This window comes from Thiohalocapsa marina (genome assembly GCF_008632335.1).
Classification (GTDB): Bacteria; Pseudomonadota; Gammaproteobacteria; order Chromatiales; family Chromatiaceae; genus Thiohalocapsa; species Thiohalocapsa marina.
In genome coordinates this window covers 1-19,868 of record NZ_VWXX01000047.1, presented here as the reverse complement: position 1 = coordinate 19,868, position 19,868 = coordinate 1, and the positions used below count along the sequence as shown (strand labels likewise).

At 65.6% G+C, this 19,868-nt stretch carries 17 protein-coding genes; 7 read left to right on the top strand and 10 right to left on the bottom strand.

Annotated features, from left to right (window positions below):
* Positions 1–192: 192 nt before the first annotated feature.
* The 4 genes from F2Q65_RS17975 to crtD (F2Q65_RS17960) form a co-directional block, all read right to left on the bottom strand.
* Entirely contained in the window at positions 193–483 is a 291-nt protein-coding gene (locus tag F2Q65_RS17975; RefSeq protein ID WP_150094786.1) for a hypothetical protein, read from the bottom strand.
* 96 nt (positions 484–579) lie between these two features.
* On the bottom strand, positions 580–1,488 hold the full coding sequence (locus F2Q65_RS17970; protein ID WP_342782268.1) for a carotenoid 1,2-hydratase: 909 nt from the start codon (positions 1,486–1,488) through the stop codon (positions 580–582).
* An 8-nt stretch (positions 1,489–1,496) separates the two neighbouring features.
* Positions 1,497–2,978: a 1-hydroxycarotenoid 3,4-desaturase CrtD gene (gene crtD / locus F2Q65_RS17965; RefSeq protein WP_150094785.1), complete on the bottom strand. Its 1,482-nt coding sequence runs from the start codon at positions 2,976–2,978 to the stop codon at positions 1,497–1,499.
* Positions 2,979–3,041: 63 nt separating this feature from the next.
* Complete coding sequence (crtD, locus tag F2Q65_RS17960; protein WP_150094784.1) at positions 3,042–4,532, bottom strand: 1-hydroxycarotenoid 3,4-desaturase CrtD; 1,491 nt, start codon at positions 4,530–4,532, stop codon at positions 3,042–3,044.
* Between the two features lie 229 nt (positions 4,533–4,761).
* Here crtD (F2Q65_RS17960) and F2Q65_RS17955 point away from each other — a divergent pair, with 229 nt between their 5' ends.
* From F2Q65_RS17955 to pufA, 3 genes are all read left to right on the top strand, one after another.
* On the top strand, positions 4,762–5,208 hold the full coding sequence (locus tag F2Q65_RS17955; protein ID WP_150094783.1) for a hypothetical protein: 447 nt from the start codon (positions 4,762–4,764) through the stop codon (positions 5,206–5,208).
* 228 nt (positions 5,209–5,436) lie between these two features.
* The gene (gene pufB / locus F2Q65_RS17950) at positions 5,437–5,586 is read left to right on the top strand and encodes a light-harvesting antenna LH1, beta subunit (RefSeq protein ID WP_150094782.1); all 150 of its coding nucleotides are present in this window, start codon (positions 5,437–5,439) and stop codon (positions 5,584–5,586) included.
* Between the two features lie 24 nt (positions 5,587–5,610).
* Positions 5,611–5,868: a light-harvesting antenna LH1, alpha subunit gene (gene pufA, locus F2Q65_RS17945; RefSeq protein WP_150094781.1), complete on the top strand. Its 258-nt coding sequence runs from the start codon at positions 5,611–5,613 to the stop codon at positions 5,866–5,868.
* A gap of 208 nt (positions 5,869–6,076) precedes the next feature.
* Here the strand turns inward: pufA and F2Q65_RS17940 are convergent, their stop codons facing one another.
* Both F2Q65_RS17940 and crtY read right to left on the bottom strand, forming a co-directional pair.
* Positions 6,077–9,073, bottom strand: coding sequence for a chemotaxis protein CheB (locus F2Q65_RS17940; protein ID WP_150094780.1), 2,997 nt, complete (start codon positions 9,071–9,073; stop codon positions 6,077–6,079).
* 375 nt (positions 9,074–9,448) lie between these two features.
* On the bottom strand, positions 9,449–10,615 hold the full coding sequence (gene crtY, locus F2Q65_RS17935) for a lycopene beta-cyclase CrtY (RefSeq protein ID WP_150094779.1): 1,167 nt from the start codon (positions 10,613–10,615) through the stop codon (positions 9,449–9,451).
* Between the two features lie 539 nt (positions 10,616–11,154).
* On the opposite strand from crtY, the gene F2Q65_RS17930 reads away from it, so the two are divergent.
* Positions 11,155–13,056, top strand: a complete 1,902-nt coding sequence (locus tag F2Q65_RS17930; protein WP_150094778.1) for an FAD-dependent oxidoreductase — start codon at positions 11,155–11,157, stop codon at positions 13,054–13,056.
* 986 nt (positions 13,057–14,042) lie between these two features.
* Here the strand turns inward: F2Q65_RS17930 and amrS are convergent.
* The gene (gene amrS / locus F2Q65_RS17925) at positions 14,043–15,125 is read right to left on the bottom strand and encodes an AmmeMemoRadiSam system radical SAM enzyme (RefSeq protein ID WP_150094777.1); all 1,083 of its coding nucleotides are present in this window, start codon (positions 15,123–15,125) and stop codon (positions 14,043–14,045) included.
* Positions 15,126–15,229: 104 nt separating this feature from the next.
* Here amrS and amrB point away from each other — a divergent pair, with 104 nt between their 5' ends.
* The 3 genes from amrB (at position 15,230) to F2Q65_RS17910 (ending at position 18,045) form a co-directional block, all read left to right on the top strand.
* Complete coding sequence (gene amrB / locus F2Q65_RS17920; protein ID WP_150094776.1) at positions 15,230–16,048, top strand: AmmeMemoRadiSam system protein B; 819 nt, start codon at positions 15,230–15,232, stop codon at positions 16,046–16,048.
* A 62-nt stretch (positions 16,049–16,110) separates the two neighbouring features.
* Positions 16,111–16,749 (top strand): AmmeMemoRadiSam system protein A, encoded by a 639-nt coding sequence (gene amrA, locus F2Q65_RS17915; RefSeq protein WP_150094775.1) that lies wholly within the window; start codon positions 16,111–16,113, stop codon positions 16,747–16,749.
* A 39-nt stretch (positions 16,750–16,788) separates the two neighbouring features.
* Positions 16,789–18,045 carry an HlyC/CorC family transporter gene (locus F2Q65_RS17910; RefSeq protein WP_150094774.1) on the top strand — a complete coding sequence of 419 codons (1,257 nt, stop codon included), beginning with the start codon at positions 16,789–16,791 and terminating at the stop codon, positions 18,043–18,045.
* Between the two features lie 237 nt (positions 18,046–18,282).
* Here the strand turns inward: F2Q65_RS17910 and F2Q65_RS17905 are convergent, their stop codons facing one another.
* From F2Q65_RS17905 to F2Q65_RS19770, 3 genes are all read right to left on the bottom strand, one after another.
* Entirely contained in the window at positions 18,283–18,522 is a 240-nt protein-coding gene (locus F2Q65_RS17905; RefSeq protein WP_170265803.1) for an acyl carrier protein, read from the bottom strand.
* Between the two features lie 476 nt (positions 18,523–18,998).
* Positions 18,999–19,523 carry an REP-associated tyrosine transposase gene (locus tag F2Q65_RS17900; protein WP_150094772.1) on the bottom strand — a complete coding sequence of 175 codons (525 nt, stop codon included), beginning with the start codon at positions 19,521–19,523 and terminating at the stop codon, positions 18,999–19,001.
* A 38-nt stretch (positions 19,524–19,561) separates the two neighbouring features.
* Positions 19,562–19,868: hypothetical protein (locus F2Q65_RS19770; RefSeq protein ID WP_211354088.1), on the bottom strand; the 307-nt coding region annotated here is incomplete at its 5' end.

Sequence of the window (19,868 nt, the reverse complement as noted above, 5' to 3'; positions counted from 1 at the left end):
CTTCTTCTGTTCAACAGCGATTTCGCTCTTGCATCGCGGGGCGGACCATATATGGACAAGCGCAGCGCCGTCCACCAACCCGACAGCCGTCCACCAACCCGACAGCCGTTCGCCAACCCGAAAGCTGTCCAGCAACCCGTAGGTGCTAGCTACGGACCGGGGGTTTGCCAACCCGATTGCCGATCGCGCCTGTCAGGTCATGTTGGCGCGGCGCCAATGCAACGCCAGGTCGATGATATGCGACACCAGCGCCAGGGTCAGGAGCAGGGCGGTCCAGCCCCACCATTGGTCCGTCAGGGCCGAGCGGATGGTCAGCATCAGCAGCGCGCCGGAGACCAGGGTCGGTCCGATCTCCCGCAGGCCCGGGCCGCGCCCCCGACGGCGGGCCAGCCAGCCGATGGCCGCCGCCTCGGCGATCACCAGCAGCAGGATCAGATCGATGATGCGTCCGCTGTGGAACAGCGGTCCGAAGAAGGCCTCCATGTCAGCCGGCCCGCCTCTGGAGACCCTGCAGCCGCTGTAGCAGCGACCTGGCCGGGTCGCGCTCCGGGTGGCTGGCGCGCGCTGCGCCGGGGAGGCTCATCGCCGCGGCATCCGGTAGGGCAGCAGGTGCTGCACCCAGGCGGAGCGGAACCGGTCCAGCGACAGGCTCTCGTGCACGGCCTCCAGCGGGCGCCCCATCAGGTGGGTCGCGATCACCGAGCGCGAATAGAACGGCGTGTCTTCCAGCGTCTTCACCACCCGGGGCGGGTGGGGCGCGTCCGCCTGGCTGCTGCGCGCCATCTGCCAGATGGGGCAGCGCGGCAGGCGATGGTCCGGCGGCGGCTCGAATTCCGTCAGGCTGCCATCCGCGGCGAAGTGCAGCGCCAGCGACAGCGGTCCGCCCTGGCGGCGATTGATGTTGTAGAGAATGGCGCTGTCCTCACCGCCCATGCTGGCGCGCGACCAGTCCCAGTACACGAACGCATCTTCCAGCGGCTCGTCGCCCCAGTTGCGGTCCAGATAGGCGTGGCCGGTCCAGCGCAGGGCAGGGCGCTCCAGCACCACCTCCACCCGCGCGCTGGGGGCGATGGGCCGCCAGCGATGGCGCCCCTGGGCATCCAGCGTGAAGACCCGCTCGTTGAACACCAACGGCGTCACATGCACCTGCCCCCGCACCCGGCGCGGAATCGGCGTGCCGATCTCGTCGATGTCTACGGTCAGGGTCTCGTCACTGTTCCAGTGCACGGCGCTGGGGCCGATGCTCAGCCGCGACGGGCTTTGCGCCAGGGCCGGGCGGCGCCGCTCGGTCATGGTCCAGCGGCGTTCCTCGCCGTACAGGCAGACGTTGAGCGAGCAATAGTCGTGGGCGTCGTGCCGCCCCCGCCGGCGGCCCTTGAAGTAGTAGGGCGAGAACACGCTGCCGATGAAGGCGATCAGCGTCAACCCGTGCTTGCCGTCGTCGCTGAGGGCGTCGACGTACCACCACGCATAGCCGCGCGGCGGCACCGACAGGTTCAGGTCAGGTCCGCGAGCACCGCCTCCGCCGCCAGCCGCCCCGAGATCGCCGCCATCGGCACCCCCGGCCCCGGATGCACGCTGCCCCCCGCCAGATACAGGCGCGGCAGCCGCGAGCGTGCCACTGGCCGGCTGAACGGCCCCCTCCATCCATGCGACGTGCGGCCGTACAGGGCGCCCCCGGTCGCCGGGAACAGACGCTCGAATTCCGTCGGTGTGGTGATGACCGTATTGTCCTGGCTGCGATCCACCCGCAGGCCACAGCGTGCCAGCAGGTCGAAGGTCTGCTCCTCGCATGGTTCGATATCTCCGGAAGCGAAGGGTTGAAGGTCGCCGCGCGGCGGGGCGTTGACCAGGCACAGCAGCCGCTCGGGCTGGCCCGCCGGGGCGACGGCCCGGTCGTCCCGATCCTGGGCGCAGACGTAGACGGTGGGCTCGCGCGGCAGGCGGCCATGGTGAAAGAGGTCGTCGAACTCCGCGCCATAGTCGCGGCAGAAGAATACATTGTGCCGCACCAGCGGGAAGCCGTCGGTACGCGCATGCAGGCTCCAGGTGATCGCCGACAGCGAGCGGGCGGCTGGCGGCTGCCGGCGCACGGCGCGGCGGGACGCGTCGCCCAGCAGTCCGCCCGCAAGGGCGGCGACGTCGCTGTTGCAGACCACGGCGTCGGCCGCCAGCTGCTCGCCGCTGGTCAGTTGCACCCCGGCGGCCCGGCCGTGCTGCACCAGGATCTGCTCCACCCCGGCGTGGTAGCGGATATCGACCCCGAGGCCCCGGGCCAGGGCCGCGACTGTTTCCGGCAGCCGCTGGATGCCGCCGTCCACCATCCACACGCCGGCCAGTTCCACGTGGGCGACGATGCCCAGCGTGGGTGGCGCCTGGAACGGCGACGAGCCGACATAGGTGGCATAGCGCCCGAACAGCTGGCGCAGGCGCGGGTCTGTGAAGAACCGCCCCAGGTCCTGCCACAGGGTGGAGTAGGGCTTGAGCCGGGCCACCGGGATCAGGCCGGAGTCCAGCACCAGCGACAGCGGCGTCGGCGCCGCCAGATGGATGAAGGCCTGCTCCAGGGTGCGGTACATGTCGCCGGCGCGGGCGCAGAAGTCGCGGAACAGCCGCGCCTGTGCGGCGCCGGAGAAGCGGCCGATGGCGTCGACGGAGCGCTCGATGTCGGCGTACAGGTCCAGCTGTTCGCTTGCGCTCCAGGCATGGCGCGCCAGGATCTCCGCCGGACGCAGCCTGAGATGCGCATCCAGACTGGTGCCGGCGGTGGCGAAGAGTTCCTCCAGCACCGGCCGCATGGTCACCACCGTGGGCCCGGAGTCGATCCGCGCTGTGCCGATGGTCACCTGGCGCATCTTGCCGCCGGGGTGTCCGCCCCGCTCCAGCAGTGTCACCCTCAGTCCGCGGGCTGCCAGTCGCAGTGCTGCCGCCAGTCCGCCCATGCCGGCGCCGATGACCACCACATGCGGCTCAGCCATAGCGACGCGCGGAGGTGGGCGAGGAGAAAGGCATGGAAGTGGCGAAGTCTTTGCGGATCGGGATCAGTCCTGCAGCCGCTGCATCAGGCTCTCGGCGGCCAGTCGGCCCGAGATCGCCGCCATCGGGATGCCCGGCCCGGGGTGCACGCTGCCGCCGGCGGTGTAGAGGCCGGGGATCCGGGTCACCGCCCCCGGACGATCGAACGAGCCCCACCAGCCATGGTTGACGCGGCCGAACACCGCCCCGCCGGAGGCCGGGTAGGCACGCTCGAAGTAGTTGGGCGTGGTCACCGCCACTTCCTCGCTCTGCTCGAGCGTCAGCCCGCAATGCGACAGCAGCTGCATGACCTTGTCCTCGCAGCGACGGATCTCCGCCTCGGGGATGGTCTGGGTGTCGCCCCGGGCCGGGGCATTGACCACCAGCAGCAGACGCTCCGGGCCCTCGGGTGCCGCTGCCGACGGGTCGTCGCGGTCCAGCGCACAGATGTAGACGGTCGGGTCCGGCGGCAGGCGCAGCTCGTCGAACACCGCCTTGAACTCCTGGGCATAGTCCGGCGGGAAAAAGACGTTGTGATACTGCATCGGGAAGCCGACCGTCTTGGCCTCCAGGTTCCAGGTCACCACCGAGTGCGAGCGCTTGGCCGGCGGTACCGGCTTCACTGCGGACCGGGCCTGCTCGCCGAACAGGCCGGTGCCCAGGGCGGAGGCATCGGCATTGCAGATCACCGCGTCGGCGTCGATGCGTTCGCCGTCCTGCAGCAGCACGCCGCGGCTGCGGCCGCCTTCCACCAGGATCTCCGCCACCGGCGCATCGTAGCGGATCTCCACGCCCTTCTCCTGCGCCAGGGTCGCCAGGGCCTCCGGCAACTGGTGGATGCCGCCGTCGACGGCATAGACGCCGCGGCTTTCCACATCCGCCACCAGCATCAGCGTGGCCGGGGCATGGTAGGGCGAGGCACCCACGTAGGTGGCGTAGCGGCCGAAGAGTTGCCGCAGGCGGTAGTCCTTGAAGTAGCTGCCCAGGGCCTGCCACAGGCTGAACACCGCCTTGATGCGCATCAGCTCGGTCAGGCCGCTCCAGCCAAAGCGAGCGAAGATGGTGACGGGCGTCGGCTGCTGGGAGCGGATGAATGGCCCCTCGAGCGCGGTGTAGACCCGCTTGGCGTGGGCGGCGAAGCGGCGGTAGCCGTCTGCTTCCGCCGGGCCGGCGAACTCCGCGATGGCGGCGGCGGAGCGTTCGTGGTCGCCGAACAGGTCCAGGCGTTCGTCTTTGCTCCAGGCATGTCGGGCCAGCACGTCGGCGCGGTGCAGGGTGACGCGCTCGCCCAGGCTGGCGCCGGCCTCGGCGAAGATCTCCTCCAGCACCCAGGGCATGGTCAGCACGGTGGGGCCGGTATAGAAGCGGCGTTCGCCGATGTGTTGCTCGCGCAACTTGCCGCCGGGGCGCTGGCCGCGCTCCACCACGGTGACGTCCAGGCCGTTGAGGGCCAGCTTCAGGGCCGCGCTCAAGCCGCCCATGCCGGCTCCGATCACGACGATGCGTTTATTGCGCATGGGCATGCCTTGTCGGGTCAGTATCGGATAGGATGAATGGGTGTCCAGCTGGCTAGACACTTGAAACTGTCCAGTCTACACGACGGATGCCGGCTTGCCCAGAATGTGGCGCCGCCGGCATGCGGTCTTCGACTGGACGCGATTATACCGATGCGCACCTGTCGGCGGCACCCGGGCCACCGTGCGCAGACCGTAACTCATCAATAAGAGCAGCTACAGAGGAATCGACGTGAAATACGCAGCAAGACGCATCTGGCCCGAGAAGTCCCAGGCCTGGGAGTACCTTGGCGAGGCCGAGGGCATCGAGGACTTCGCGCTGATGTTCGCCAGCGACAAGGCCCTGGCGGTGGACACCGAGTTCGTCGTCATCGAAAAGGCCGGCGCCGACTCGGACATCGAGTTCTACAAGGTCTCTCGCGCCGCGCCCTACGCCATCGTCCCCGCCGACCCGCGCGCGGAAAGCTCCGGTCCCGCCGCCCCGGCGGCACCTGCCCAGGGCGACGCCGGCAGCGCTGCCGACACGGCCCCCAATACCTCCCAGTACGGCCACAGCATCGGCGAGGTCTGGCGGGCCATGTTCGGCAATGCGTTGTTCTTCGGCAAGGTCAGCTTCACTGCGCTGCTGTTCTTCATCGGCCTGATCTTCCTCGCGCGGTGGCTGTTCGGCGCCTGGTGAGGCGCGCGCCGCAACCGCGAAAAAAAAGTGTAAATGGACCTTGACACATAATTCTGTCAGGTTAAACTAACACCCGTGCATCGCAGATCGGGATCGCACCCGGTCCTTGTAACTCGGCTTCGGCGATACCTCCGATCCGGGCTCGGGCCAACCGTCACCCGACAGCGAGCCTCGTTGTACGCCTGGTCGTACGTCACACTGAAGTTTCCCTTACTGGAGGGTAAATCGATGGCAGAGCCGAAATCGCCGAATCTGTCGGGCCTGACCGATGAGCAAGCCAAGGAATTCCACGAGCACTGGAAGCATGGTGTGTGGAGCTGGGTCATGATCGCCTCAGTTGTCCACGTTGTGACCTGGGTCTACCAGCCCTGGTTCTAAGCTTCTAACTCGAGGAGATATCCCATGAAAGTTCCTTATCTGATGGCCGATCCGAACGTTGCCCAGCCAGAGCACCCGGAAGAAGACTGGAAAATCTGGACCGTGATCAACCCGGCAACCTGGATGATGCCCTGGTTCATCGTGCTGATGGTGCAGATGTGGATGATCCACACCTATGCACTGGCCCTGCCGGGCTACGGCTGGAAGGATTCTGTCCGCGTGAAAGAGCCTGTCGCCGTTGTCGCACCGGTCGAAGTCGACAAGCTGGCTCAAGTCCAGTAAGAGGCTTACGGTTCAAGCGGTCAGACCGGGTCCGGACGACGCCAAGGTCGTTTCCGGTAGGCAGGTCTCCGGGTCACCCTGACCGCTCGCGGCGGGCGGCACCATCTGGTGTCGCCCGCCGCGCCGTTTTGCAACCAGGCATGCGCAATGGCCAAGGCGACGCCTTGCATGCCGCATCTGCAGATCGACCGATACCCCTTCTGGGCGTTCAGGTCTGCCGGTCGCTGTCGGCGTGCCAGCGGCTGATGTCGATGTGACTGACCACGGCGCCGATGTCCTGGCTCATCACCGGCGCCACGTTCATCAGGAACCAGCGCTCCTCGGTGGGGGAGTGGCATGGATACTCCATGCCGAACAGCGGCAACGAACCCTCCAGCACACCGCGCACCCCCAGATAGGCCTCGCGTGCGGTGCCGTCCTCTGCGGCAGACCCGCTGCGGCAGACCTCCAGATAATTCACCCCCAGGCCGCTGCGCCGGAGCATCGGATCGCCATTGGCGCGGGCAAACCGTTGCCAGGCGGCATTCACCATGATGATGGTGCCGGCATGGTCCAGTACCGCCACATGTTCCGGTAGCCCGTCGATGATGGCCTGCAGTCGCCGGGCGTCGTGGAACGCAGTGACATCCACAAAGGTGGCGACCACACCGTGGATCGGCGTCGACGGGACCTGGTAGGGCAGGATGCGAATCAGATAGGTCTTCGTCTCGTCCGCGGTGGACTTCTCGGTCTCCACCAGGCGCTGCATGCTCAGCGTGCGTTGCAGGTCCTGCAGCAGTTCCGGGTAGTTCAGCACATGCGCAATGTCGCCCAGGTGGCGGCCGGCATCGGCGTCGCGCAGCTTGAACAGATGCGTCGCCTCCGGGCTGAAACGGGTGATGTGCAAGTCGGCATCGAGAAAGATGGTGGCCACCCCGGCCGCCTTGGCCATGCTGTCCAGGTCCGCGTTGACCCGGTTGAGCACCAGCATCTTCTCCTGGAACTCGGCGTTGACCGTGCTCATCTCCTCATTGACCGACTGCAGTTCCTCGTTGGAACTCTGCAACTCCTCGTTCGAGGCCATCAACTCCTCGTTGGTGGCCTGAAGCTCTTCGTTGGAGGTCTCCAGTTCCTCGATGGTGGCCTGCAGGCTCTCGCGGGTCGCCGCCAGTTCCTGCTCAAGGATGCCCAGCCGGGCCATGGTCTCGGCGTTCACGTCCACCGCCGCCGTCGCCGGCAGACCGGCGGCCGCGTCCGCAGCAGAACCGGAGCCGACGGCCTCGAAGCACAGCAGCATCAGGCACTCTTCGTCATCCGGCCGTAGCGGATGGGCCGACAACCGCAGGCGCCGCTGCTCGCCGTTCTGCAGGGTCACCTGCAGCAGGTCCGAGACGATGGAACTGCCCTCGCGGGCCGCCTTGTACAGCAGGGCCGACGCCACTGGCGTCAGGCGCTCCGGCAGCATGCGATTGATATCCAGGCTGGCGGCGCCCGCGCGCGTCCACAGATAGGCGTTCACGTCGCCGAACAGGTGCACCACCTGATGCGACCGGTCGACCACCATGGCCGGCGGGCAGAACAACGACAGCAGCCGCGACGCGCCCTGGGTCGCCACGCTGGCGTGAGGGGTTAGGCGGTGCTGCTTGTCCGGCGGCGACTTACCCGGCAGCTGCCGGTGTCGCAGGCGCGTGCTGGCGCGATCGACGAACGGCGGCACCATGGCCCCCACGCGGCGGAACAGCTTGTGCTTGGCGCTGATGGTCTGCAGCCCCTGGGAGGCCGCCGACAGCGACTCGCTGGAGCCCAGCAGCAGGGCGCCGCCGTCGCGGATGGCATACTGCAGCGAGCGCAGCGCGTGCCCCTGGGCGGCGGAATTGAAATAGATCAGGGTGTTGCGACAGACCACCAGGTCCATCCGGGTAAAGGGCGGGTCCGACAGCAGATTGTGCCGGGCGAACACGATGCACTGACGAAGCTCGTTGCGCACCACGAAGCGATCGTCCTTCTTGGCGAAGAACCGCTCCAGGCGCTCCGGCGACAGCTCCGCCGCCGCCGATTCCGGATACTGCCCGATACCGGCGGCCTCGACGCACTGCTGATCCACGTCGGTGGCAAATATCTTCAGATTGGGCCAGCGCCCTGCGCGCTCGAAGGCCTCGATGAACAGCATGCCGATGCTGTAGGCCTCCTCGCCGGTGGCCACGCCAGCCACCCAGACGCGGATCGGCTCGCCGGTGCCCTTGCCGGCCACCATCGGCCCGATCACCTCATCCGCCAGTAGCGCGAAGGTCTCCGGATCGCGGAAGAAACTGGTCACCGAGATCAGCATCTCGCGACGCAGGGTCATGATCTCGTCGCGATCGTGCTCCAGCAGATCGTAATATTGCCCCAGGGTCGGCGTGTGCCGCACCTGCATGCGCCGGTCGATGCGGCGCATCACCGTATTGGGCTTGTAGTCGGAAAAGTCGATGCCGCCGGCCTGGTGCAGCAGCCGCAACAGGGCGGACAGCACCTCCTCCTGCGTGCGCACCACCTTGGCCGCCGGCGGCGAGGCCGCCTCGACCTCCGCATCGTCATAGGGCAGGTTGCGCACATGCGCCAGCAACCGCGCCGGGATCTCCTCCGCCGGCAGGATCGCATCCACCAGACCGGTGGCGATGACACTGCGCGGCATGCCGTCGAACTTGGCCGATTCCGGCTCCTGCGCCATCAGAAAGCCGCCCGCAGCATTGATCGCCACCGCCCCGCGGGTGCCATCAGTGCCCGTGCCCGACAGCACGATCCCCACCGCCCGTCGGTCGTACACGTCGGCCAGAGAGGCGAAGAAGATGTCGATCGGCAGCGTCAGCCCCCGCGGATTCTTCGGCGTCAGATGCAGATGCCCCGGCGTCACATGCAACACCGCCCCCGGCGGGATCAGATACACATGATCCGCCGCCATGGGCATGTCGTCCTCGACCATGGTCACCGGCATCGGCGTGTGCCGGGCGAGCAGATTGCTCATCATGCTCTTGTGATCCGGCGACAGATGCTGCACCACCACAAATGCCGCCCCCAGGTCCGTCGGACAAGCACTGAAAAAGCGCTCCAGCGCATCCAGCCCGCCCGCCGACGCACCGATACACACCACATAGCCGTCAAAGGTGCCGCCCGCCGACGACCCACGCCCCGCCGCAACCAGCGCCCTGTCGCGCCCAAGACCCGTCTCCGGTGTCACCTGTTGCATGCGTTGCCTCAGTGCAAGTTGGAGGCCGGCCTCAGCGATGGCCGTCCGCGAAATCCTTAAGAATATCCAACAGCATCCCCGTCGCACCATCCTGCATATCGTGCTTCGTGGAGACGCTGATCTATCGGCCATCCTGGCCAAAAATCAGCACGGGGCCTCCTGCCCCGCACCTAACCCCGTTACAGTCGCCCACTTCCGCGATCAGGCCCGGTGCGGGCGTCAAAGGTGCGGGCTGGGTGGCGGTGATCGGGGGTCTCGACAGCATGGATGCTGTCGTGAAGCCTCCACGGAAGGATTCACGGCGTCCCCCGAATCACCGCCACCCAGCCCGCACCATGGCCCAATGCCCGCAACGCAACCCCAAGCCCTCCGCACCTAACCCCGTTCAGTCGCCCGCTTCGCCCACCCTTTCGGCGTCCAGGGCGCACCCACGTACATGATCCGCCACATATCCACCAGCGTCGACCGCATCGCAAAAAACCGATGGATCACCGGATCCGACACCATGTAAAAGCGCTCCATCAACCGACGCCGCTTGTCATCATGGAAAAAGCGGAACATCAACAGATTCAGAAACGCCAGAAAAAACGCCTGCACCCGCAACTCCCGCGTCAACCGGCGCCACTCCGCCCCGAACACCTCCGCCAGCGGCACCCGCGAAACATGCTCCGCCAATCGCGCCGCCGCCGCCAGCGAATACCCCGTGCCCGGATTGAACCAACCACCCGCATACCCCGCCTGGATCGGCGAAGCCCCCCGCGGCCGAAAATGACTGCGCGCCGGCATCGGCAACACACCCACCTCCGTGCGCAACACCTCCGCCACCTCCAGCCCCAGCCGACCCGCGTCCGCGAGAATATCGTCACTGATCGCCGCCACATCCAGATCCGGCTCGTTCGAAAAATACGTCTCCTCGATCAGCACCCGATCCTCGCTGAATGGCAACACATAATGAAAACGAAACCCATCCCGCTGATCGCAACGGCTATCCATCAGGATCGGCGCCTGCAACCCCGTCGGAGCGCGCAACCGACACTCCAGCCCGACAAACTTCTGATAGCCCCCGGCACCCGCCGGCGCCGCCAGCTCAGGCCCGCGCGCATCCACCACCAGCGCACCCCGCAACCGCGTGCCATCAGCCAGCGTCACCCCGTCCGCCTCAACCGACACCACCTCCGACCCCAGCTGCAGCTCAAACCCCGGCCGCGACGCCGCCGCCTCCCGCACCAGCCGGTCCAGATACTCCGAACTCAACGACCGGTACGCCCCCTCCACCCAGCGCGACGAATCATCAAAATACAACTGATACCCCGGCCACTCATGCTCGATCAGCTGACCCGCCCAGGGCATCGCCGCCTCCGGCAGATCCAGCGTCTGGAACGACCAGATGTGATTGCCACCGATGCGGTTCTCCCGCTCCAGCAACACCACCCGCGCCGACGGCTTGCGCTCCGCCAGCGCCAGCAGAATCAACGCATTCTGCAGGCCACCGCCCACCAGGATGTAATCGGCGTCCGTCTCCGCCGCAACTGTTGCCGGCATCTTCTCTGCTCCGGTTGGGACCCGCGTTGCCGCAGGACAGACGCGCCCCGAGGACCGGAGCGCAAGGGATCGATCGAAACCATGAGGCTACCATGGGATTGACCCCCGCGGAACGCCGCCCCCCAGCGTCCTTGCGCCAGGTCACCTCCGATCCCGGCCCGTTTGATGGCCGTCAGCGCAAGCAAAATGACAGCCGGGGTAAACTCCCGGCGAATACCGAGCCATACCGATAGAACCCCCCGCGCGGCGCGCCGGAGAAGCGTTCCCAGGCAGCGCGTGGGGGCGAGGGCGACGATTGCCGAGGAATAGCGATTTCCCATGGCCAAAAGAGCAGGTTGGGTGTCGGCGCTCTGGGGTCTCAACAGCAGGGATGCTGTCGTGAAGCCTGCAAGGACGTATTCACGGCGTCCCCAGAGCGCCGATACCCAACCTGCGAAACCCAAGCCCTAAACGCCCCACCAAACCGTGTTGGGGATGTCGCGCCCGGGAACAAGCATCGAACAACAGCCACAACGGACCAGAGCAACCAGAACGCCAACATGAAACGCCGTCAATTCGTCACCAACGTCGGACTCGCCGCACTGGCCGGAACCACCCTGGGCGCCGCCGGACTCTACGCCATCCAGCCCCGCCGCAGCGTGCTGCCCTTCGCCTCCGCCGACAACGACACACTGCCGCTGGAGCCCACCGAACCCACCCGCGTCGTCGTCGTCGGCGGCGGGCTCGCCGGCATGGCCGCCACCTACGAACTCCTCAAGCGCGGCTTCGACGTCACCCTGGTCGAACGCTCCAGCAACCTCGGCGGGCGACTCACCGGCTGGAACGTCGACGTCAACGGCGAAACCATGGCCACGGAACACGGCTTCCACGGCTTCTTCAATCAGTACTACAACCTCAATGGCCTGCTCGCCGAACTGGGGCTGCGCGACAACTTCAAGCCCGTGGTGGACTACCCCGTCATCTTCCGCGACCCCGACAAGGGCACCGAAAGCTTCACCAACACCACCACCCTGTTCCCGTTCAACCTGCTGGCCGTGGTCGGTCAGGCCAAATCCGTCTCCCTGCTCGACTTCAACAACCCCACCGGCAAGCTCTACGAACTGATGCGCTACGACCCCGTGCGCACCTTCCAGGACTACGACGACGTCGACTTCAAGACCTTCTGCCAGCGGGTCAACCAGCCCATGGTCGACACCATCATCGAGCCCTTCGCGCACACCTCGTTCAACCAGTTCGACCAGTACTCAACCGCCGAAGGCATCAAGTTCTTCCACTTCTTCTTCCTCGGCAACCCCGACGGCATGGGCTACGACCAGACCATCGATGACGCCATGACCTCCGTCATCACCCCCATGACGCAGAAACTCGTCGAACTGGGCGGGCGCGTCATCACCGGCGTCGAGGCCGACCGACTGGTGGAACGCAACGGACGCATCACCGGGCTGGTGCTCAAGCGCCCCGGCGACGTCCTCGGCAAGGACCATGAGGTGCCCGCCGCCGACATCGGCAGCGACTGGACCGCGTTCTGGAATGGCGCCGACCTCTACTATGCCCGCCGCGAAGACGACGGCAGCTACCGTGCGCTGTCCGGGCGCTGCACCCACATGGGCTGCCCGGTGGGCCTGGACGCCGCCACCGGCGGCTTCGCCTGCCCCTGCCACGGCGCCAAGTACGACCCCGAAGGCGTCCCCACCGCCGGCCCCACAGTGGTGCCGCTGGTGGCGCTGGAGGCCAGCGCCGCGGCCGACCGGGTACGGCTCACCAGCCGGCCGCAGCCCTCCGACATCGAGCTGCAGGCAGACTACTTCATCCTCGCCTGCGATGTGCCCGGGCTGAAAGACATCGTCTCCCGCTCAGAGCTGTCCAGCACCGAACTGGTGCAGGGCGTCGAAGACCTCGGCGTCGCCGATCCCTATATCGTCTGGCGCATCTGGTTCGACCGCGCGATCGAACCCCTGGCGGTGCCCTTCTACACCACCAGCGGCTACCGCTACACCGACTCCATCGCCATCTACTCGCAGATGCAGCCCGCGTACGAGGATTGGGCCCGGCGCCATCAGGGCTCCGTCATCGAACTGCACGCCTACGCCGTCGAACCCGAGAACGTCATCGACGAGGCCGAGATCCGGCGCATCATGCGCGAGGAACTCGACGAACTGATCCCGGCGCTGAAGGGGGCCAACATGGTCTACGACATCTACACCATGCAGCAGAACTTCCCGCGCTGGGCGCCGGGCGACTACGCCGGCCGTCCCGGCGTCCAGACCCCGGTGGACAACCTCTTCCTGGCCGGGGATTACCTGCGCCTGGAGGTGCCCGCCAACCTCATGGAGGCCGCCACCATGACTGGCCGCATGGCCGCCAACCGCGTGCTGGTGGCCGAAGGCCTGCGCGAGAACCCCATCCCCACCGTCGACCTGGTGGGGCCGCTGACCATCTGACAAGACCCAGGCTAAATCCGCGACCGCTATCAGGGAAACGCTGATCTATTCAGCGTTTCCCGTGCGGGGGCCTTGATCATCGTACCGGCAACCTCCCGAAGCAGAACATATAACACGTAGGGTGGACAAGCGCAGCGCCGTCCACCAGCGGCAGCGCCAGCGTCAGCGCCAGCACGGGGGTTTGGTGGACGGCGCTGCGCTTGTCCACCCTACCGGCTGCGCGAGAACCCCATCCCCACCGTCGACCTGGTGGGGCCGCTGACCGTCTGACAAGACCCAGGCTAAATCCGCGACCGCTATCAGGGAAACGCTGATCTATTCAGCGTTTCCCGTGCGGGGGCCTTGATCATCGTACCGGCAACCTCCCGAAGCAGAACATATAACACGTAGGGTGGACAAGCGCAGCGCCGTCCACCAGCGGCAGCGCCAGCGTCAGCGCCAGCACGGGGGTTTGGTGGACGGCGCTGCGCTTGTCCACCCTACCGGCTGCGCGAGAACCCCATCCCCACCGTCGACCTGGTGGGGCCGCTGACCGTCTGACAAGACCCAGGCTAAATCCGCGACCGCTATCAGGGAAACGCTGATCTATTCAGCGTTTCCCGTGCGGGGGCCTTGATCATCGTTCCAGCCACCTCCCGAAGCAGAACATGTAACACGTAGGGTGGACAAGCGCAGCGCCGTCCACCAGCGGCAGCGCCAGCGCCAGCACGGGGTTTGGTGGACGGCGCTGCGCTTGTCCACCCTACCGGCTACCGGCTAGGGTTATTGGGGTTTGCTAACCTAACTGTAGCCTCAGGGGAGGAGGCGGCTAGATGATTATCAGGTCTTGCAATCCAGTGTCCATGCGCCACCAAGCGCCGCGCGTGGGCACGATAACCATGCCCTACCATGTCCAGGGAACGCAGCGGGTGGAGGAAGCGGACGCGCGCCGCCTGCTGCAGCAGACGTCAAGTGAGCTGATCAAGGTCTGAGCTGCCGCAGAACCCCTACGCCTTGCCCATGGCCAGCGGCAGGCTGCGCGGGCCCCAGTCGCCCGGCCGGGGCTCGAACACCCCGGCGCAGGGGGTGCCGCAGGCCTCGCACCGGCCCTGCGCATCCAGCCCCCAACGGCCGAGCCGATACCAGTCGCGCTCGATCAGCAGATGGCCGCAGGCATGGCAATAGGTGCTGTCGCCCTCGCTGTCGTGCACATTGCCGGTGTAGGCGTAGCGCACGCCGTGCTCCAGGGCGATGCGCCGGGCGCGGCGCAATGTTGCCGGCGGCGTCGGCGGCACATCCAGCATCTTGTAGTCCGGATGAAAGGCGCTGAAGTGCATCGGCACGTCCGGCCCCAGATGCTCCACCACCCAGGCACACATCTGCTCCAGTTCCGCATCGCTGTCGTTCTCGCCCGGAATCAGCAGCGTCGTCAGCTCCAGCCAGACCGAGGTCTCCGCCTTCAGGTACTCCAGCGTCTCCAGCACCGGCGCCAGGCTGGCGCTGCACAGCCGCTTGTAGAACGCCTCGGTAAAGCCCTTCAGATCCACGTTCGCCGCATCCATGCAGGAGAAGAACTGCTCCCGCGCCCCCGGCGAGATGTACCCCGCCGTCACCGCCACATTGCGGATCCCCAGCGCCCGACAGGCCTCTGCGGTATCGCAGGCGTACTCCAGAAAGATCACCGGATCATTGTAGGTGTAGGCCACGCTGCGACAGCCATGCCGCTCGGCCGCCTCTGCGATCCCCTGCGGCGAGGCCTCCGATGCCAGGATGTCCATCTCGCGCGACTTGCTCATGTCCCAGTTCTGGCAGAAGCGGCAGGTCAGATTGCAGCCGGCGGTGCCGAACGACAGCACCGGCGTGCCTGGCAGAAAATGATTCAGCGGCTTCTTCTCGATCGGATCGATACAGAACCCGCTGGAGCGGCCATAGGTATAGAGCACAATCTCCCCGCCCTCGCAGCCGCGCACGAAACACAGCCCCCGCTGACCCTCATGCAACGCGCACGCGCGCGGACAGACATCGCACTGCACGCGGCCATCCTCCAGCCGGTGCCAGAAGCGGGTGGGAAAGGGGGTCGAAGCGATCATGGCTGTTGTCCTCCATCGGTGGGGCGTGCGCATCCCAAAATGCGCGCCTGATGCGTATACTTTCAGTATGGAATATCCCTGAACATCCGCAACGGACCATCACCATGTCACAGCTCCGCCGCCCATCCGTCGCCGGGCTGTTCTATCCCGACGATCCCCAGGCACTCCAGGCCCAGGTCCGCGGCTACATCGACGCCGCCGCCCGGCAGCACCCGCCGCCCGCCGCCGATGACGGCCCCAAGGCCCTCATCGCCCCCCACGCCGGCTACATCTACTCCGGCCCCGTCGCCGGCAGCGCCTATGCGCGCATCGCCAATGCCGCCGCGCGCATCACCCGCGTCGTGCTGCTCGGCCCCGCCCATCGGCTGGCATTCCGCGGCCTTGCCTACAGCGCCGCAGACCAGTTTGCCACCCCGCTGGGCCGGGTCGCCGTGGACCAGGCCGCCATCGCCACGCTGACCGACCTGCCCCAGGTGCAACTGCTCGAGGCCGCCTTCGACGGCGAACACTGCCTTGAAGTGCAACTGCCGTTCCTGCAGGTGCTGCTGCAGCAGTTCAGCATCGTGCCGCTGCTGGTCGGTGACGCCCACGGCAGCCAAGTCAGCGAAGTCCTGGAACGCCTCTGGGGCGGCCCCGAGACCCTGATCGTTGTCAGCTCCGATCTCAGCCACTATCTGGACTACGCCAGCGCGCGCGACATCGACCGGCGCACCGTGCAGGCCATCTGTGACCTGCAACCCGAACGCATCAGCACGCACCAGGCCTGCGGCCGGCATCCCATCGCCGGGCTGCTGCAGCAGGCCCGTCGGCATCACCTGCACGGCACCCTGCTGGATCTGCGCAACTCCGGCGACACCGCCGGCCCGCGCGACCGGGTGGTCGGTTACGGCGCCTGCGCCTTCAACGCAGCGCAGGCCGCATGAACGCCGCACCAGCACCAAGTGAGTACCGCGTCAGTGCTGAATGAACGCGAAATGAGCACCAAATGAGCACGGGCACAACCAACGCCGCTGACAACAACGGTCAGCCGCACCCGCCGGACACTGACGGCGCCGAGCTGGCCCCGCCAGAACGCCGGGCGCTGCTGCAACTGGCCCGCGCCTCCATCCGTCACGGCCTCGACCAGGGCACACCGCTGACGGTGTCGGCGACAGACCAGCCTGCGGCCCTGCGCGCCGAACGTGCCGCCTTCGTCACCCTGCAGCAGCAGGGCCGACTGCGTGGCTGCATCGGCCATCTGCAGGCGGTGCAGCCCCTGGCGCTGGATGTCGCCGAGAACGCCTACGCCGCCGCCTTCAACGACCCGCGCTTTCCCCCGCTGGATGCCGCCGAGTTCGACACCCTGCACATCGCCATCTCCGTCCTCACCCCGGCCGCGCCCATCGCCTTCGGCTCCGAGGCCGAACTGCTGGCCCAGCTGCGCCCCGGCATCGACGGCGTCATCCTCGCCTGGGATGACACGCCGGGCGCGCCGCGTGGTACCTTTCTGCCTTCGGTCTGGGAGCAGCTGCCCGACCCGCGCGACTTTCTGCGCCATCTCAAACAGAAGGCGGGTCTGCCACCCGAGCACTGGAGCGATCGCCTGTGTGCCTGGCGCTATCGCACCGAGACCTTCAGCGAATAACCCCCCAAGGCCGCACTGAAGGCCCGAGCCCTGCCCGCCATGCAAGCGTTTCCTGTTGTCGAACTCGTGTCGTTGATCGGCCTGCTGGTCCTGTCCGGATTCTTCTCCGGCTCCGAGACCGCGCTGATGACCCTCAACCGCTATCGCCTGCGGCACAAGGCCGACCAGGGCCATCGCGGCGCCATACTGGCCCGCCGGCTGCTCGACCGGCCCGACCGGCTGATCGGCCTGATCCTGCTGGGCAACAACTTCGTCAACATCCTGGCCTCATCCCTGGCCACCGTCATCGCGCTGGAGCTTGGCGGCGAAGGCGCCATCGCCATTGCCGCCGGCCTGCTCACGCTGGTGATCCTGATCTTCTCCGAGGTCACCCCCAAGACCCTCGCAGCGCTGCATCCCGAGCTCATCGCCTACCCGGCGGCCTACATTTACACGCCGCTGCTCAAGCTCATGCAGCCGGTGGTCTGGGGCGTCAACCTCATCACCAACAACCTGCTGCGGGTGCTCGGCATCCGCCCGGAAACCGAGCAGGGCAACGCCCTCAGCCGTGAAGAGCTACGCACCGTCGTCAACGAGGCCGGTGCCATGATCCCGGAACGCAGCCGCGACATGCTGCTGGCCATCCTCGACCTGGAGAACGCCACCGTCGAAGACATCATGATCCCGCGCAACGAGGTCGAAGGCATCGACCTGCAGGACGCCGAAGAAGACATCGTCGCCGCCATCAAGCGCACCAGCTACACCCGCCTGCCGTTGTTCGACGGCGGCATCGACAACGTCGTCGGCATCTTCCACACCCGCAGCGCCGCCGACGTGCTGATGCAGCGCGACCAGATCAAGGACCACCTGCGCAGCGTCGCCAGCAAGCCCTACTACGTGCCCGAGGCCACGCGGCTCTACCCGCAACTGATCAACTTCCAGCGCACCCGCCAGCGCGTCGGCCTGGTGGTGGACGAATACGGCGACTTCCAGGGCCTGATCACCCTGGCCGACCTGCTGGAGGAGATCGTCGGCGAATTCACCACCGACCCCGCCGACGCCTACCCCGAAATCCATCGCGCCGACGACGGCTGCCTGCTCATTGACTGCGCCATCAGCATCCGCGAACTCAACCGCGCCATGCGCTGGAACCTGCCCACCCGCGGCCCCAAGACCCTCAACGGCCTGATCCTCGACTACCTGGAAACCATCCCCCAGACTGGCACCAGCCTCATGCTCTGCGGCCACCCCCTGGAAATCATTCAGACCGACGACACCACCGTCAAAACCGTCCGCTGCCAAACCCAACCCGCCTGACTCCCCCATCCCCCCGCACTCTGTAGACTCACCCCATCCCCCCGCACTCTGTAGGGTGGAATAAGCGCAGCGTTTCCACCAAGACCCACCCCACCCCAGCCGCAACCTGTAGGCTGGAATAAGCGCAGCGTTTCCACCAAGACCCAGCTCACCCACCCTCAATCTGTAGGGTGGAATAAGCGCAGCGTTTCCACCAAGACCCAACCCCGGAACACAACCAAACCACCACAACCCCCTTCAACTCCCTCCCAAATACTCCAGGCACCCCCGCAAACACGACAACCGCGGAAAATCCAGCGCCGGCACCTGCACCCCAAAAGCCCGCTCCACACCCAGCACAAAATTCAGATAATCCACCGAATCCAGCTCCAACTGATCACGAAAATTCACCTCCGGATCCAGCGCGTCCACATCCACCTCCGGCGCCACCGCCCGCAGCGCCGCCACCACCTCGTCACGAACCCGCTCACTGTCCAAAACGCACACCTCCTGATCCAAATTAGAACGGCAAAAAAAGCTTCAGCACAATCCCGATCCACCCGGTGGACGGCGCTGCGCTTGTCCACCCTACCAAAACAAACCCCACCCTCAAACCCCCCTCAAAAAATCCCCTGTAGGGTGGACAAGCGCAGCGCCGTCCACCAAAAATCACCAAAGAATGTTCCACCAACCCTATCGTCACCACTCCGTCATTGAATGATCTTTGGTGGAAACGCTTCGCTTATTCCACCCTACAGGCTTGTTCTGCTGTGAGATCTAAAGCAAAAACCACCCTCAAACCCCCCTCAAAAAATCCCCTGTAGGGTGGACAAGCGCAGCGCCGTCCACCAAAAAGCACCCAAGCACGTTATACCAACCCTATCGTCACCATTCCGCCATTGAATGATCTTTGGTGGAAACGCTTCGCTTATTCCACCCTACAGGCTTGTTCTGCTGTGAGGGCTGGTACATTTTTATTCGTACCCCGTTGTCCACCCTCGAATACTGGCCGGTTCGGTGCATCCCCACGCCAGATCATACATGCCGCGCTCCACGCTGCGCAGGAATGAGCTGTACGGCCAATCCCGAGCACATTCCACGAGACCATGCTTGACGGGGTTGTAGTGCACGTAGTCCAAATGCCGACGCCAATCGTCTGAATTTCGAATTACATGTTCCCAGTAACGCCGCTGCCACACCTGCTTTTCGCGGCGATGATTTGTCGCCGTGTCCACGCGTTTGGAAACATGTTTCTTGATCTCTCGCCATCGGTTCGGATAATCCGCATCGCCGTCCGGCAGTTGCCAAACCGCATGCAGGTGATCCGGCAGAACCACCATTGCCTGGATCTCGAAAGGGCGTTTCACCTTCACCTTACGAAATGCCTCCCGCAACAGATCCACATTCATGCTGTCACGAAAAACGGGCAGACGGTCAAATGTCACCACGGTGAAGAAATAACAGCCACCAGGGATAAAGCAACGGCGGTAATCGCTCATGATTATGAAGCCTGTTTTGCTGTTTGCGGAAGGCCTTTTTAGGGGTTGAGGTATCTATGGGCGTGTTGTGGGGGTTGGGTTTTCTGGGGGGCTTTGGGTTGGCTGGTTGTTTGGTGGACGGCGCTGCGCTTGTCCACCCTACCTTTTTTGATTTTTTGGTTTTTTGTTTGTTTTGTTTGTTTTGTTTGGTGGACGGCGCTTCGCTTGTCCACCCTACCTTTTTTGATTTTTTGATTTTTTGATTTTTTTATTTTTTGGTTTGTTTGTTTGGTGGACGGCGCTGCGCTTGTCCATATATGGTCCGCCCCGCGATGCAAGAGCGAAATCGCTGTTGAACAGAAGAAG

Bases quoted from the DNA above. Each gene is read 5' to 3' on its own strand.
- amrB (WP_150094776.1), top strand. From the start codon at position 15,230: ATGTCACAGCTCCGCCGCCCATCCGTCGCCGGGCTGTTCTATCCCGAC.
- F2Q65_RS17975 (WP_150094786.1), bottom strand. From the start codon at position 483: ATGGAGGCCTTCTTCGGACCGCTGTTCCACAGCGGACGCATCATCGAT.
- pufB (WP_150094782.1), top strand. From the start codon at position 5,437: ATGGCAGAGCCGAAATCGCCGAATCTGTCGGGCCTGACCGATGAGCAA.
- crtY (WP_150094779.1), bottom strand. From the start codon at position 10,615: ATGCCGGCAACAGTTGCGGCGGAGACGGACGCCGATTACATCCTGGTG.
- amrA (WP_150094775.1), top strand. From the start codon at position 16,111: ATGAGCACGGGCACAACCAACGCCGCTGACAACAACGGTCAGCCGCAC.
- F2Q65_RS17900 (WP_150094772.1), bottom strand. From the start codon at position 19,523: ATGAGCGATTACCGCCGTTGCTTTATCCCTGGTGGCTGTTATTTCTTC.
- crtD (WP_150094784.1), bottom strand. From the start codon at position 4,532: ATGCGCAATAAACGCATCGTCGTGATCGGAGCCGGCATGGGCGGCTTG.
- F2Q65_RS17940 (WP_150094780.1), bottom strand. From the start codon at position 9,073: ATGCAACAGGTGACACCGGAGACGGGTCTTGGGCGCGACAGGGCGCTG.
- pufA (WP_150094781.1), top strand. From the start codon at position 5,611: ATGAAAGTTCCTTATCTGATGGCCGATCCGAACGTTGCCCAGCCAGAG.
- F2Q65_RS17910 (WP_150094774.1), top strand. From the start codon at position 16,789: ATGCAAGCGTTTCCTGTTGTCGAACTCGTGTCGTTGATCGGCCTGCTG.
- amrS (WP_150094777.1), bottom strand. From the start codon at position 15,125: ATGATCGCTTCGACCCCCTTTCCCACCCGCTTCTGGCACCGGCTGGAG.
- F2Q65_RS17930 (WP_150094778.1), top strand. From the start codon at position 11,155: ATGAAACGCCGTCAATTCGTCACCAACGTCGGACTCGCCGCACTGGCC.
- crtD (WP_150094785.1), bottom strand. From the start codon at position 2,978: ATGGCTGAGCCGCATGTGGTGGTCATCGGCGCCGGCATGGGCGGACTG.